The sequence below is a fragment of the Planosporangium mesophilum genome (genome assembly GCF_016863255.1).
Taxonomy (GTDB): domain Bacteria; phylum Actinomycetota; class Actinomycetes; order Mycobacteriales; family Micromonosporaceae; genus Planosporangium; species Planosporangium mesophilum.
The window spans coordinates 1-15,000 of sequence record NZ_BOON01000040.1 but is presented as its reverse complement, the minus strand read 5'-3'; the positions used below and the strand labels follow the sequence as shown (position 1 = coordinate 15,000).

Annotated in this window: 11 protein-coding genes; 6 read left to right on the top strand and 5 right to left on the bottom strand. The window is 70.0% G+C overall.

All coding sequences use genetic code 11. From position 1 onward, the window contains the following. Positions 1–3 precede the first annotated feature (3 nt). Positions 4–942, bottom strand: coding sequence for a MerR family transcriptional regulator (locus Pme01_RS21100; RefSeq protein WP_168114322.1), 939 nt, complete (start codon positions 940–942; stop codon positions 4–6). Positions 943–1,058: 116 nt separating this feature from the next. On the opposite strand from Pme01_RS21100, the gene Pme01_RS21095 reads away from it, so the two are divergent. Continuing rightward, positions 1,059–1,892, top strand: a complete 834-nt coding sequence (locus tag Pme01_RS21095; protein ID WP_168114321.1) for a PIG-L family deacetylase — start codon at positions 1,059–1,061, stop codon at positions 1,890–1,892. 753 nt (positions 1,893–2,645) lie between these two features. Here the strand turns inward: Pme01_RS21095 and Pme01_RS21090 are convergent. Together Pme01_RS21090 and Pme01_RS21085 are read right to left on the bottom strand one after the other, a co-directional pair. Continuing rightward, the gene (locus Pme01_RS21090) at positions 2,646–3,212 is read right to left on the bottom strand and encodes an AAA family ATPase (protein WP_168114320.1); all 567 of its coding nucleotides are present in this window, start codon (positions 3,210–3,212) and stop codon (positions 2,646–2,648) included. Between the two features lie 39 nt (positions 3,213–3,251). Further along, positions 3,252–4,226: a winged helix-turn-helix domain-containing protein gene (locus Pme01_RS21085; RefSeq protein WP_168114319.1), complete on the bottom strand. Its 975-nt coding sequence runs from the start codon at positions 4,224–4,226 to the stop codon at positions 3,252–3,254. Positions 4,227–4,417: 191 nt separating this feature from the next. On the opposite strand from Pme01_RS21085, the gene Pme01_RS21080 reads away from it, so the two are divergent. Continuing rightward, complete coding sequence (locus tag Pme01_RS21080) at positions 4,418–5,173, top strand: GH25 family lysozyme (protein ID WP_168114318.1); 756 nt, start codon at positions 4,418–4,420, stop codon at positions 5,171–5,173. A gap of 178 nt (positions 5,174–5,351) precedes the next feature. Continuing rightward, positions 5,352–7,661 (top strand): glucosidase family protein, encoded by a 2,310-nt coding sequence (locus Pme01_RS21075; protein WP_168114317.1) that lies wholly within the window; start codon positions 5,352–5,354, stop codon positions 7,659–7,661. Here Pme01_RS21075 and Pme01_RS21070 read toward each other — a convergent pair. Next, a complete protein-coding gene (locus Pme01_RS21070) occupies positions 7,609–8,244 on the bottom strand; it encodes a glycosyltransferase (protein ID WP_168114316.1) in 636 nt (211 codons plus the stop codon). The two genes, Pme01_RS21075 and Pme01_RS21070, sit on opposite strands and share 53 nt — an antisense overlap. A gap of 140 nt (positions 8,245–8,384) precedes the next feature. On the opposite strand from Pme01_RS21070, the gene Pme01_RS21065 reads away from it, so the two are divergent. From Pme01_RS21065 to Pme01_RS21055, 3 genes are all read left to right on the top strand, one after another. Beyond that, a complete protein-coding gene (locus Pme01_RS21065) occupies positions 8,385–9,059 on the top strand; it encodes a TetR/AcrR family transcriptional regulator (RefSeq protein WP_168114315.1) in 675 nt (224 codons plus the stop codon). 92 nt (positions 9,060–9,151) lie between these two features. Continuing rightward, a complete protein-coding gene (locus tag Pme01_RS21060; protein WP_168114314.1) occupies positions 9,152–10,885 on the top strand; it encodes an ABC transporter ATP-binding protein in 1,734 nt (577 codons plus the stop codon). Then, positions 10,882–12,921: an ABC transporter ATP-binding protein gene (locus Pme01_RS21055; RefSeq protein ID WP_168114313.1), complete on the top strand. Its 2,040-nt coding sequence runs from the start codon at positions 10,882–10,884 to the stop codon at positions 12,919–12,921. The genes Pme01_RS21060 and Pme01_RS21055 overlap by 4 nt, the downstream gene beginning before the upstream one ends. 49 nt (positions 12,922–12,970) lie before the next feature. Here Pme01_RS21055 and Pme01_RS21050 read toward each other — a convergent pair whose 3' ends face one another. After that, on the bottom strand, positions 12,971–14,518 hold the full coding sequence (locus Pme01_RS21050; RefSeq protein ID WP_168114312.1) for a sugar transferase: 1,548 nt from the start codon (positions 14,516–14,518) through the stop codon (positions 12,971–12,973). Between the last annotated feature and the right edge of the window lie 482 nt (positions 14,519–15,000).

Here is a 15,000-nt window from a genome sequence, read left to right as displayed (position 1 = left end):
GCGCTACCCCGGGATCCGCACCCGCAGCGCCTGACGAAACCAGCCGAGCACCGGTGCCAGGCTCTCCGGGGCCGGCCAGCCGTTGACCACCGAGAGCAGTCGGAGGTACCGCTCCCGACGAGGGTCGTCGGCGGCCTCCAGCCGGGTCGACAGGCGCCGCCGCAGGTCGACATCATCGGGGCGACCCACGATGCGCGCGTACTGAGCCGTGACCGCCGCGACGACCGGATCGGCCCGGGGCGAGGCCGGGTCGACGGCGGCGGCCAGGGCCGGGGCGACCCGCTCACGGACCACCGCGACAGCATCACGGCGCACGCCCGGGACGCCGCCGGCGGCACGGTCGGCCGCGTGGTACTCGGCCATCCGCCGCAGGCTGGCCCGAAAGTCCGGGTCCTGCGACAGCTCGGCCAGCCCCACCCACGCCTCCACCTGTTCGACCTCGGGATCGTCGGGTAGCTCGGGGGTCAGCGAGCGCCTGATCCCGGCGAATTCGGAATCGGCCTCCACACCGCCGAACGCGATGTCGAGGAAATCGCCGATCAGCCGTCGGCGCTCGTCCTCCGAGAGTCTGGCCAGCTTGTGCATGAGCTCCATCTCCTCAGGCGTAGACCCGCGCTCGGCCACGACCGTCAGCACCGCGCGCCGCAGGCGCAGCCCTCGGATCTGTACCGCGAGTGCCTCGGCGTGCGCCGCGGCGACCTCGGGGAGTGAGAGTTCCCGGTCCACGACCTTCCGGATCGTGGCGAGGTCCAGTCCCAGGTCGCGCAGCGTCCGCACGAGGTCCAGGCGGGCGACGGCGTCGATGCCGTAGCGGCGGTGGCCGGCGGGGCTGCGGGTGGTCGGCGGTACGATCCCGCGGTCGGCGTAGAACCTGATGGTCTTCACCGTCAGTCCGGTCCGCCGGCCCAGCCCGCCGATCGAGTAGAGCGTCTCGCCGTCCATGCCCTCACCCTCCCGCCTCCCCCTGAGGGAGATTCAAGTCTTCCGCGGCTGCCTGACAAACCCGATCTTCAGCGAGTTGGTCCTGTCGGTCGCGGCGTTGCTCGTAGGGTGGGGTCATGACTGTTCGACCCCTGACGTTGATGGCTGTGCACGCCCACCCCGATGACGAGGCGACGGGCACCGGTGGTGTCCTCGCGCGGTACGCGGCGGAAGGGATCACGACGGTACTCGTGACGTGCACCGACGGGCGCTGTGGCGACGGCCCCGGCGGCGTCAAGCCCGGCGAACCGGGGCACGACCCGGATGCCGTGGCCGCGATGCGCCGGGAGGAGCTCGAGGCGAGCTGCGCGGCGCTGAAGGTCAGCCATCTCGAAATGCTCGACTACGCAGACTCCGGGATGATGGGCTGGGCGACGAACGACGTACCCGGCTCGTTCTGGACCACGCCCGTGGCCGACGCCGCGGCACGGCTGGCCGAGCTGATCCGGCAGTACCAGCCCGACGTCGTCGTCACCTACGACGAGAACGGCTTCTACGGTCACCCCGACCACATCCAGGCCCACCGCGTCACGATGGCCGCGGTCGCCCTGACCGGCATCCCCAAGAAGGTGTACTGGACCACGGCGCCTCGCTCGGCGATGGAGAAGTTCGGGCAGATGATGCGGGAGTACGGCGTCGAGTGGGAGGAGCCGGAGGCGTCCCAGTCGGATGCCATGCCGGAGATCGGCCTGCCCGATGACGAGATCACCACCTGGGTGGACACGAGCATGTTCGGTGGGCAGAAGTTCGACGCGCTGGCCGCGCACGCCAGCCAGACCGAGAACATCTTCTTCCTGCGGATGGGCAGGGAACGGTTCACCGAACTGATGGGGATGGAGACCTTCGTACGGGTGCACGACACCACCGACGCCGTGGTACCCGAGGACGACCTCTTCGCCGGCCTGCGCTGACAAACCCGGCCACGGAAGACTCAACCATGGCCGTGAATGCCGCTCCCCCGCCGGGTTTTCACTCGGTGACGCCGCGCATGGTGGTCACCGATGCCGCGCGAGGAACCTGGGCACGACCATGCGCCAGGCCTCGGTCACCAGCTCGGTCATGTACCCGTGGTCGAGCCGGGCGAGATGACAGCAGACCCAGTGGAAACGCAGGTCGGACGCGCAGCGGTCAGCTACCGACGGACACCGACGATCCCCCGGAGGCCGACGGCGGCAGGTGATGAGACGCGCCCGGCGCGCCGGCGGAGGTGTCGGGTCGCGTGTCGCATTCAGCGGCAGGGGCGTCCGCCGGGGTCTCCTCATCGGATCCAGGCGCCGCTGCCCGCCCTCCCCGATGGGCGCGGACCTCTCTCAGGTGCATCACCACCACGACCAGGGCCGCCGCGATCGCCATGCACAGCAGACCCCACCGTGCCATCCAGTACGCCACCCTGCCCGTCACCCCTGTCCCGCTGCTGAGAGCAGTGGATATGTCTCCTCATCGTGTCAGCTGGTTGAATACTTCACCACCGGGATTCCGACACCCAACGGATCGATGACCCTGTCATTCAGGTTGATCGTTACGTCGGCCGGTGGTAGGGGCGTCACCGGTTCCGGTCGACGGGTGTCGCCGTTACGACCGATGACCTGACGGCGCGGTGAGAATGGCCGAAGCCGTCCAGCGGGAACTCGCCGGCTGGGCCCTGGCGGAGATCGACCGGATCATCACCGATCCCGCGGCACCGGTCTGAGCAGCTCCAGGACCTCCCGGTAGGCCCGCTCAACCTGCCCGTCCTCGGTGTGCACGACCTTCGCGGCCGGCCGGGCGGCGAGCATCGACACCAGCCGGTCGTACATCGCCGACAACTCCGCCAGGCCACCCATACGGTCCAGCATCTGCTGCGCCTCCACGTGCGCCGGGTCGGCCGCGGCGCGGCTGCGGTCGGTGAACCGGCGCAGCGCGTCCTCCCCGCGGTCGAGCAGGACGATCTCGTGGAAGTCGGCGTTGACCTCACGCGCGAGGTGCTCCAGTCGCTCGAGGAAGTCCGGCCGGGCCAGGAACTGCGGAATCACCACGTCGTGTCCGGCGACCAGATGGGTACGGGCCGCCGCGACGGCGAGCGCCCGAGCGAGCAGCCCCGCGGTGTAGAAATCGTCCCGCCAGCGGCCGAGCAGGCCGCGGATCCGGTCGATGTCCAGGTTCAGCGCGAGGGGGTGCTCGTCGACGTACCGCTGGGCCAGCGTGGACTTACCGCAGCCGGGTGGTCCGTTCAGTACGATCAGCCGCGGCACGCCCGTCAGTGTAGGAGCGCCAGGGCGCTCGCGGACCGGTCATGATTCCGGAGCCGGGCCCGCGCCGGGATACGCCCGTCCGTTGCTGAGCAGGCTGATACCGAGCGGGGTCAGGCTGTGTACGGCGAGGTTCGCGGTCCGGAGGGTCACGATGATGCCAGCCTCCCGCAGGGTCCGGGTGTGATAGCTGACGGTCGGGGCGGAAGCGCGGACCCGCCGGGCCAGCTCCGTGGTCGTACGCTCGCCGCGGGTCGCGATCTCTTCGAGGATGGCAGCCTTGGTCTCACCCAGCAGCGCCGCCAACGCCCGGCCCGGCGGTGCGCCGGGGTCGGTGGTCAACCAGCGCGGGTCCGGGCTGATCGGGTAGACCAGGACCGGCGGTAGATCCTCGTCGGCGAGCGTGATGGGGAACTGGTGGCAGAACAGGGAGGGCACCAACAGCAGTCCACGCCCGTTCAGGTGAAGCTCGTGGTCGTACGGGTAGTTGACCTCGAGGACCGGAGGTTGCCACCGCACCGACGGCCACAGGCTGGCCAGCAGGGCCTCCACGCCGCCGGCGGCCAGGGCGCGGGTACGCAGCGCGCGGTCGGTGTGGAAGCACGCCGAGATCTCGGCCTGGTAGGGCGCCAGGGCGAGGTCGAAGTAGGCGCCCAGCGCCTTCCCGAGTCGGGTCATCGCCTCCGGGTCGCCGGAGGCGAGCGCGCCGATCCAGGACGGGGACGGCCCCGGACCGGGCCGCACGAGGTCGAACCGTCCCAACTCTGCCCGCAGCTGGGACACGGGGGTCGCGCGTACCGCCTCCAGGCCGTCCTGAAGGGTCTGCGGAGAGCCCGACGGGGTGAGGAAGTCGGGGAAGTACCTGCTTCGCGCCGGCGCCAGCGACGCCAGCATCTGAACGGCGCCGGTCGCGCCACCACGCGAGATCGCGTCGGCCGCCGCGCGTCGCCAGGGACCGAACACGATCTTGGCGCTCGGCTGCAGGAACTGATGCAGACTCAGGACGAGCTCCCACATCGGGTCGGGCGTGAATGCGATGCGCGTACGAGCCAGATCGTCGCCTGTGACGTGGATCCGAAGCATCGGCGGTCCTCGCGGCACGGGAGTCCTTCGAACGTGCTCTAAGCACGCTCCATCGCGCACAGCGTACGCGCACGATGCATCCGAATGCCGGACATGAAGCAACCGCAGCGCTTTCAGGAGGTTCGATGGATAAACCACAGGTCCGGCGGTGGTTCGGCCGGTTGGTCCGCCCGCTGGCGGGCGTCACTGTCCTGGCCGGTATCGCCACGGCGGCCCTGACCGCCACGGCCCCGGCCGCCAACGCCGTCGACGGCATTCCGGGCGTCGACGTCTCCCGGTACCAGGGCACGATCAACTGGACCCAGGTGCGCGGCGCCGGCATCCAGTTCGCCTACATCGCCGCGACCGACGGCCCCTCGCACACCAGCGACGCGTTCAGCCGGAACTACCTCGGGGCCTACAACGCCGGGGTCATCCGCGGCGCGTACCACTTCGCCCGGCCGGACGAGTCCAGCGGGGTCCAGCAGGCCAATCACCTCGCCGACAACGGCGGCGCGTGGTCGCGCGACAACCTGACCCTGCCGGCCGCGCTCGACCTGGAGGGCGGCTGCTACGGCATGAGCCAGGCGGCCATGCGGAGCTGGATCGCCGCCTTCCTCAACCAGTACCGCGCCCGCACCACGCGGTACGCGGTCATCTACACCACGACGTCCTGGTGGACGTCCTGCACCGGCAACTACACCGCGTTCTGGGCTAACCACCCGCTGTGGCTCGCACGCTGGGCGAGCACTCCGGGCACACTGCCGGCCGGCGCGCCGTACTACACGTTCTGGCAGCACACCAACTCCGGCACCGTCCCGGGGATCTCCACCGCGGTGGACCGCGACACCTTCAACGGCACCCGCCCCCGGCTGGTGGCTCTGGCCAACAACACCCCCTAGAGACGGCCTCCCCGGTCGGCCCGCCGGGCCCCGCGCCCCGCCCCATACGGGGCCCGGCGGGCATCACCTCACCACCGCGGACCCGCGCCGCCGCGGACCCGCGGCGGCGTGACCAGATCGCGGCCAGTCCACCATGACGACGGGGTGTCCCCTGCCACCTCCGGGGTAGGGCACCGTCATGGTGGACTGGCGCGCTGCTGTCCTGCGTCGCCTCGCCCGGCGCTTCCATATCGGCGAGGACATCCTGCGACACCTGTCCACGCTGCAACGCTTCGGCGAGCGCTTCGAGATCAAGGCCCCCACGGAGATGGTGCCGGTCGGGGCGCGGACCCTGGCGCGGGCCATCCGTACCCGCGCCGCGCCGCAGATCCGGCCGGACTGGCTGTGGCCGTACTGGCTGGAGCGTCAGCTCGACCCGACGGATCGGTCGTTCACCCCCCGCGGCCACCTGCCGTTCCTCACCAACGTGACGCACCGCAACTGGACCGCGGTCGGCAACCCCGGCTCCGCCTGGGAGGCGGTGGTCGACCCGTCCGGGCTGGTGACCATGAGGCCCGACGGCTGGTCGCTGGACTGGTGGATCCGCGACGGAGACGTGTGGGTGCTGCCCAGCCGCATCGACCGGCCGCAGTGCGTCCAGGGGGTGGGCAGCTGCGTGCGGACCGCCGTCAACCTGCCCGGCGGCGGGCAGGCCGTGGCGGACGTGTACGCGCTGCGGGTGGCCGACGACGAGTACGTCGCGCTCGAGGTGACCAACCACGCCGGGCGCCCCCTGACGCTGGCGTTCGCGCTGCGCCCGTACGACCCGGAGGGGCTCGCCGTGGTGCAGGACGTCGGGGTCTCGGACGAGACGATCATGGTTGACGGCGAGCCGGCGGTGCTGTTGGAGACCCGGCCCGAGCGGGTCGCCATCTCGACCTTCCACTCCGGGGACTGCCTGCAGCAGTTCCGGGAGGGCACCGCACAGACCATCCGGCCGGTACACACGCGCGACGCCGCCGGCCTGGCCAACGCCGCCGTCAGCTACCCGCTCCAGCCGGATCAGACCCGGCGGGTCCTGATGCCGTTGCCGCCGACGCCCGGTACCCGGCCGGCCCGCGACATCTCCGCCCTGGTACGGGAGGCGCCCACCGCCGCCGAGATCGCGGAGCGGTGGCAGCGGGTCCTCGACCGCGGCCTGCGCGTCCGGCTCCCCGACGAGCGGCTCCAGGAGGCCGTCGACGCCAACCGCACGTACCAGCTCGTCCTGCACGACCCGGGCAGCATCACGCCGGGGCCGATGACGTACCACCGGTTCTGGTTCCGTGACGCTGCCTTCCAGCTCATGGCCCTGGACCGGTGGGGGTTCTACACCGAGGCCGCGGACGTGATCGACAGTTACCCCGAGCGACAGCGTCACGACGGCTTCTTCTACAGCCAGTGGCACGAGTGGGACGCCAACGGCGCGGCCATCATGAGCATCGCCGAGCACTACCGGCTCACCGGCGACCGGCACTGGCTGGTCCGGTTGATGCCGGCCGTGGCCAAGGGGGCGGACTGGATCGACCGGACCCGGAAGCGGCGCCGGGCCGCCGACGCCCGGGACCCCGGTCTGCTGCCGCCGGGGGTGTCCGCCGAGCACCTCGGGCCGTACGACGTGTACTACTGGGACAACTTCTTTGCCCTGCGTGGGCTGTGCGACGCGGCGTACCTCGCCGACGAGACGGGACACCCCGCCGACGCGGCGCGCTGGCGGGCGGCCGCGGACGACTACCGGGCGGACATCTTCACCTCGATCGCCCGGGCGACCCGGCACAGCGCGCGCCCGTACCTGCCGGCCGGGCCGAACCGCCGCATCGACGCCGGCATGATCGGTTCGCTCGTCGCGTGCTACCCCTTGGAACTGCTCGACGCCGACGACCCGCTCATCGCCGGCACGGTGGACCTGATCCGCGAGCGCTTCACCCTCGGCCCCGCCTTCTACCAGGCGATCGCCCATACCGGCCTGGGCACCTACCTGACGCTCCAGCTGGCCTTCGTGGAGCTGCTGGCCGGCGACCCGGTGGCCTGGGACCGGCTGCGCTGGATGCTGGACGCGGCGACGCCGACTTTCACCTGGCCCGAGGCGATCCATCCGCAGACGGGAGGCGGGTGCATGGGAGACGGCCACCACGGCTGGGCGTCCGCCGACTTCCTCAGCTTCGTCCGCGCCATGCTGATCCGCGACACGACCGATCGGCGTACGGCGGTGCTGTCGCTGCTGCCACCGGAGTGGCACGGCGCCGACGTAGAGGTACGCGACGCGCCGGTACACGGCGGCAGCCTGGACTACCGACTGACCTGGACCGACGACCGGCCCACCCTGGCCTGGAGCTGGCAGGGCACCGCTCGCACGCTGATCGCCCCGGCGCTCGACCCGGACTGGTCGAGCGCGGAGCCCGAGGGCGAGACGACGTTCAGCCCAGCCGTCGCAGCCGGTACGCGACGTACTCCCATCCCGCGACGCTGAGCATCGCCACCTTGCGGGCGAAGCCCACAAGCGCGACGCTCTCCTTCTGCTCCTTCGTGCGTTGGGACATCCCGTCGAGGATGAACGCCCGGACCACTCCGCCCCGCTCGGCGACGCACGAGTTGAGCGCCGCCTCGATCCGGTACCCCCGCGTGTCGGCCGGGTCCAGCGAGAGCAGCACCTCGCGGCGGAGGGCGCGCTCCCCGGTCAGGCGCGGCAGCAGCCGCAGGAACACCCAGTTGAGCCACGGCCCCCGGTCGAACAGGCCGAGCGCCATCGCGGCGTCCTCGTCGGCCACGGTACGCGCCAGCTTGTCGACGTGATCCGTCCGCAGACCGATGAGGTCGGCGTCGAGCAGGACCACGATCTCGGCGTCGCTGGCGCGCGCCCCGGCCACCAGGCTCTCCCCCTTGCCCCGGTGTCCGCCGCTGACCACACGGGCGCCGTGGGCGGTCGCCACCTCCGCGGTGTCGTCGTCGGAGCCGTCGTCGACGACGACGAGGTCGTCGATCAGTGCCACGCGCAGGGCGACGTCGACCACCTCGCCCACGGTGGCCGATTCGTTGTACGCCGGAATGATCACACTGATCCTTTGCCGGCCCACCACGAAACCCGGATCTACCCTGGTGTAGCCGCTGAAACCGAACCGGATTCGCGACGTCCCGGTGCCCCTCGGGCGACAATCGAGTTGTGAGTGAGTGGCTCACTCAGTAGCGTGCTGGCGTGGCCTCCACGACCTCCGACACTTGGCCCGCTGCGAGCACTCAGCCGCCCTCGCCCGCAGCCGCGGGCGACGAGCCGCCCGGGCGACGCGGCAGCGGCCGGGCCCGGCCGCTGCCGCGGGAGGAGCGTCGCGCGGCACTCATCGCCGCAACGCTGCCGCTGGTGGCCAAGCACGGAACGAAGGTCACCACCCGGCAGATCGCGAAGGCGGCCGGGGTCGCCGAGGGAACCATCTTCCGCGTCTTCCCGGAGAAGGAGTCCCTGATCCAGGAAGCGATCCGCGCGGCCCTGGATCCGGCACCGCTGCTGGACGACCTGAACCGGGTCGACGTGACGCTGCCCCTGCGGGACCGGCTGATCCGCGCGGCCGGCCTGCTGCAAAACCGGATGACCAGGGTCGTCAATCTGCTTATCGTCCTAAGGTTGCAGCAGCCGCCGCAGGACATCGCGGTGGACCGGGCGGCCGTCCGCACCACGAACAACCAGATCCAGGAGGCGTTCGTCCGCCTGCTGGAGCCCGACCGCGAGCATCTGCGGTACCCGGTGGAGGAGGCGGCGCGACTGCTGCGTCTGCTGATCTTCTCCGGCGCGCACCCGATGAACACCGAAGGCAACCCGCTCACCGCCGAGCAGATCGTCTCCGTCCTGCTCGACGGCGTGCGCCGGCACCACTGAGCAACCGGCACCACTGAGCAACCGGCACCAGCACGAGCAAGACTGAACCACCACCAACTGACCACAGCGTCATCGACTCGGGGGAAGTCTCGATGTTGGCTCGACTACTGCGCACCTACCTGCGTCCCTATGTCCGACCATTGTCGGCGGTGGTGCTGCTGCAACTCGTCGGCACCATGGCCTCGCTCTACCTGCCCAGCCTGAACGCCGACATCATCGACAAGGGCATCGCGCAGGGAGACACCGGCTACATCCTCAGGACCGGCGGCTGGATGCTGCTCGTCTCCGCGGTACAGATCGCCTGCGCGATCGTCGCCGTCTACTTCGGAGCCCGTACCGCGATGGGCTTCGGCCGCGACCTGCGCGCGGCGATCTTCCAGCGCGTCGGGGCGTTCTCGGCCCGTGAGGTGGCCCTCTTCGGCGCACCGTCACTGATCACCCGCAACACCAATGACGTGCAACAGGTACAGATGCTCGTGGTGATGACGTGCACCATGTTCGTCGCGGCGCCGATCATGTGCGTCGGCGGCGTCATCATGGCGTTGCGGGAGGACGTCGGCCTCTCCTGGTTGATGCTGGTCAGTGTGCCGGCGCTGGCCCTGGCCGTCGGCCTGATCGTCCGACGGATGGTGCCGCAGTTCCGGCTGATGCAGACCCGCATCGACGCCGTCAACCGGGTGCTCCGGGAGCAGATCACCGGCGCCCGGGTGGTCCGGGCGTTCGTCCGGGAACCGTACGAGACCGAGCGCTTCGGCGTGGCCAACGCGGATCTCACCGCCACCGCGCTGCGGGCCGGTCGACTGATGGTACTGATCTTCCCGACCGTGATGCTGGTCCTCAACGCGTCCAGCGTCGCCGTCCTGTGGTTCGGGGCGTTCCGGGTCGATGCGGGACAGATCCAGATCGGCGCTCTGACGGCGTTCCTCAACTACCTCATGCAGATCCTGATGTCGGTGATGATGGCGACCTTCATGCTGATGATGGTCCCGCGCGCCGCCGTGTGCGCCGAGCGCGTCGTCGAGGTGCTCGACACCGAGTCGTCGGTGACCCCGGCGGCTGAGCCGGTCACCGACCTGCGCGCCCGGGCCGAGTTGGAGCTGCGCGACGTACGGTTCCAGTACCCGGGTGCCGAGGAACCGGTGCTGCGTGACATCTCGTTCCGCGCCGAGGCCGGCCGGACAACCGCGATCATCGGCAGTACCGGTGCGGGCAAGACGACCCTGCTGTCGCTGGTACCCCGGCTGTTCGACGTGACCGGCGGCGCGCTCCTCGTCGACGGGGTGGACGTCCGTGAGCTCGACCCGGATCTGCTGTGGAGCCGGATCGGACTGGTACCGCAGCGGCCCTACCTGTTCTCCGGCACGGTCGCCAGCAACCTGCGGTACGGGAAGCCGGACGCCACCGACGACGAGCTGTGGACCTGCCTGGAGATCGCCCAGGCGCGCGACTTCGTCGAGGAGATGCCGGGCGGCCTGGAAGCGCCGATCGCACAGGGCGGCACCAACGTCTCCGGCGGCCAGCGGCAACGGCTCGCGATCGCCCGCGCGGTGCTGCGCCGACCCGAGATCTACCTGTTCGACGACTCGTTCTCCGCGCTCGACCTGTCCACCGACGCCCGGCTGCGAGCCGCGCTGCGCCCGGTCACCGCGCACTCGGCGGTGGTCATCGTGGCCCAGCGGGTGTCCACGATCGTCGACGCCGACCAGATCATCGTGCTGGAGGACGGCGCGATCGTCGGGGTCGGCCGGCACAGCGACCTGCTCGACACCTGCCCGACCTACGCGGAGATCGTCGAGTCCCAACTGACCGCGGACGTCGCGGCATGAGCGCACGGGGGGAAGCGGTGAACCAGAAGGTGGTGGACCCGAAAGCTGCGGGTCCGGTACCCAGGCGGCTGCCCGCCGCCGCGGGCCAGGCCGGCGGCGGCCCGCGGTGGATGGCCGCAGGGGTGCCCACGGAGAAGTCCATGACGTTCGGCCCGTCGGCGCGCCGGCTGATCGGGCGGCTGCGCCCGCAGCGCTTGCAACTGCTGGCGGTCATCGGCCTCGCCGTCACGAGCGTGGTGCTGACCGTCATCGGCCCGAAGGTGCTCGGGCACGCCACCGACCTGATCTTCTCCGGGGTGGTCGGCAAGCGGCTCCCGGCCGGCGCGGATCTGGCGCAGGTGGTCGAGCACGAGCGCGCCGCGGGTCACGGCGGGTTCGCCGACCTGCTGGCGCACATGCGGGTCGTACCCGGGGTGGGCATCGACTTCAACGCGCTCGGCCGGGTCCTGGCGCTGGCGCTGGTCCTGTACGTGGCCGCCAGCGTCCTGATGTGGGTGCAGGGATACCTGCTCAACGGCGTCGTGCAGCGCACCATCCTGGACCTGCGCGCCGAGGTCGAAGAGAAGCTCAACCGGCTGCCGTTGCCGTACTTCGACAACCAGCCCCGCGGTGAGCTGCTCAGCCGGGTCACCAACGACATCGACAACGTCTCCCAGAGCCTGCAGCAGACGCTGAGCCAGCTGCTCACCTCGCTGCTCACCGTCGTCGGCGTACTCATCATGATGTTCGTGCTCTCGCCGCTGCTCGCGGTGATCGCGCTGGTGGCGGTACCGCTGTCCATGGTGGTCACCAAGCAGGTCGCGAAGCGCTCACAGAAGCAGTTCATCGCGCAGTGGTCGCACACCGGCGCATTGAACGCGCAGATCGAGGAGGCGTTCACCGGACACGAAGTGGTCAAGGTGTTCGGGCGTCAGCGCGAGGTCCAGGCGGCCTTCACCGCAAAGAACGACGAGCTGTTCAAGGCGAGCTTCGGGGCCCAGTTCGTCTCCGGCATCATCATGCCCTCGATGATGTTCATCGGGAACCTGAGCTACGTGGCGGTGGCGGTGGTCGGCGGTCTGCGGGTCGCCTCCGGGGCGATGAGCCTCGGCGACGTGCAGGCGTTCATCCAGTACTCCCGGCAGTTCACCCAGCCGCTGACCCAGGTCGCCTCCATGGCCAACCTGCTGCAGTCCGGGGTCGCGTCGGCGGAGCGGGTGTTCGACCTGCTCGACGCCGAGGAGCAGAGCCCCGATCCGGCCGAGCCGGCGCGGGTCGACGACCGCCACGGCCGGGTGGAGTTCGAGCGGGTGTCGTTCCGGTACTCCCCCGACAAGCCGCTGATCGAGGACCTGTCGCTGGTGGCCGAGCCCGGCCACACCATCGCGATCGTCGGGCCGACCGGTGCGGGAAAGACGACCCTGGTCAACCTCATCATGCGCTTCTACGAGCTGGACTCCGGCCGCATCACCCTCGACGGGGTGGACATCAGCACGATGCGCCGGGATGAGCTGCGCGGCGGGATCGGCATGGTCCTCCAGGACACCTGGCTGTTCAACGGGACGATCCGGGACAACATCGCGTACGGCAACCCCGACGCCAGTGAGGAGGAGATCCTCGCCGCGGCGAAGGCGACCTTCGTCGACCGCTTCGTGCACAGCCTGCCGGACGGGTACGACACCGTCATCGACGAGGAGGGCAGCAACATCAGCGCGGGCGAGAAGCAGCTCATCACGATCGCGCGCGCGTTCCTGTCCCGCCCGTCGCTGCTGATCCTCGACGAGGCGACGAGCTCGGTGGACACCCGTACCGAGGTGCTGGTGCAGCGGGCCATGGCCGCGCTCCGGTCGGACCGGACCAGCTTCGTGATCGCGCACCGGCTGTCCACCATCCGCGACGCCGACCTGATCCTGGTGATGGAGAACGGTCGCATCGTCGAGCAGGGTACGCACGCCGAACTGCTCGCCGCGGAGGGCGCATACCACCGGCTGTACAACGCGCAGTTCTCGCAGACGGACGCGGACGCCGTCGAGGTCGCCGGGGCAGCGCAGCGATAAGAGGCGGTCGGGTCGCGGCGACGGCCGCGACCCGACCGTTTTCCAGACCTCAGTTTCCGTACGTGACGACCATGGGCGGCGGCTGGAGCGCCATCACCTCCTTCGGCGTCATCAGCCGGTTCTTCGACTCGAGCTGGTAGAAGATCTTGAATCCGCCGTACTGGAAGTTGCCGAAGCGCGCCATGTCCCGGCCGACCCACGCCCCGTACTGCTTCGTCTTCTCCTCGATGTCGCCGGGCCACCCGCCCACCGAGTCGACGTGCACCACGAGGTCCACCCGCGGGTCGTTGACCAGGTTGCGCTTGTCGGCGATCTCCGCCTGGCCCGGGGCGTACGGGTCGGGCAGCCCGTCACCGGTCGGACGGTACTGGTGGATGATGACGATCTTCCGCGGCACCCGGTACCGCGTCGGAAGCTCCGCCACCGTACTGATGATCGGGTTGAGATCGGCGGCGCGGACGTTGGACAGGTGGACCCCCGGTACCCCGTTGTGCCGGGGGAACATCCACTCCGGATCGATCGCCAGGTGGACGAAGGGCAACGCCAGGTACGGCAGGAAGTACCCGAGCTCCTGCTGCGGATCGGTCCAGCCGAAGCTGAGGTCGAGGAAGAGCAGCAGGCCGTTGGCCCGACAGAACTCGACGTACCGGTCCAGCGTGGCCCTGTCGAGCCGGTGGCTGTAACTGTTGGTGGGCCCGGGGTCGGAGTCGGGCACGCTGGCCACCAGGTCGATCCCGAGCACGACCGGGTGCGCCGGATCGAGCCGCTCGTACTCCGCTCCCTGCGCCCGCAGCCGGTCCAGCATGGCCGCGTCGAGGGTGTACGCCGGTCCGGTCACGTCGGCTCCCGGTACCCCGTAGAACGCGACCACCCGGCGGTGGGGCAGCATCGAACCCTGCGCCGGGTCGAACACCATCGGCGCGGCCAGCGGCGCCGCGGGTGTCGACCGCGGCTTCGACAACGGGGTGGCCGCCGCCACGGTCACGGTCACGACCAGTACGGCACAGGTACCGACGACCGCTGTCACCGTCGAGTGGTGGCGCACGGCCGGTCGAGACACCCCGGCGGGCAACCTCGGAAGCCGTGCCACCGAGAGCCGCCCGCAGATCCGCACCGTTGAACGCCGCGCCGCTGAAATGTGCGTCGCTGCGAACCCGCCGAGAATGCCGGCCTGTAGCTGGGTCAGTCGCGGAAGCTCATCCAGTCGCGATCGCCTCAACATCCAGCCCACGAGCAGCGTGCGCGGTTCGGCCGCGAGCTTCGTGGTCCGGAACCGCACCCGCTCGTTGACGGAGAAGACGGGGCCCGGCTCTTCCAGCCAGATGAGCACTGAGATGAGAATCCACAGGGGAACGGTGACGACCAGACCGATCAACGTGACGACGGCGACGAACGCCTGCCTCGGCCCGCTGGCGGCGGGAGTGGAAGGGCTCCGCCACGGCTCCGGCGTCGAACAGGACGCCGTGTTCTCGACGAGTCCCATGTCAACCGTGGTCGCGGCGATCCCGCCGGTAAGGGCCCCGGCCGTCGCCGCCAGTATTCCGTGCGCCGGCGACAGGCCGGTGACGTACAACGCGTACCAGGCCAGCGAGTACACACCTGCGCTTACGAAGACCGCATTACGATAGGCGCGTACCGGCGCCCTCGGTTGGTCCGATGACAATCGTGTCCAGACCAGAAACATGACCAGCAGTAACGCTCCGAAAAACAGCACATAGCTCACAGCCTGTACCTCCAGACGAATCGCCGAAAAGTAGTGCTGTGCAGGACCTACGGTGCCGTGTTCCCCGCAGCCGGTTGGCTCCCGTGCTGCGCGCCTAGCGAGTGCCGGTTCTCTTCACCCCTTTCGCCGTTGTCGACAATGCGGGACGTTTGGGTGGCGACGGCCCTACCCGGCTGCCAAGAGGTGAAACTCTGGTCCACTAGGGCGCCGACCGTCCACCTTGACCGGCACAACGTGTCGGAAGTTGTGCCGATCGACGCATGCGCGGTGGATCAGTGAGCGTGCTTGTGGTGGCCGGAGTACTTGCGGGTGCGTGAGTGTCTTGTCGTACGCCTGTGGCACGGTTTCTGGTGTGT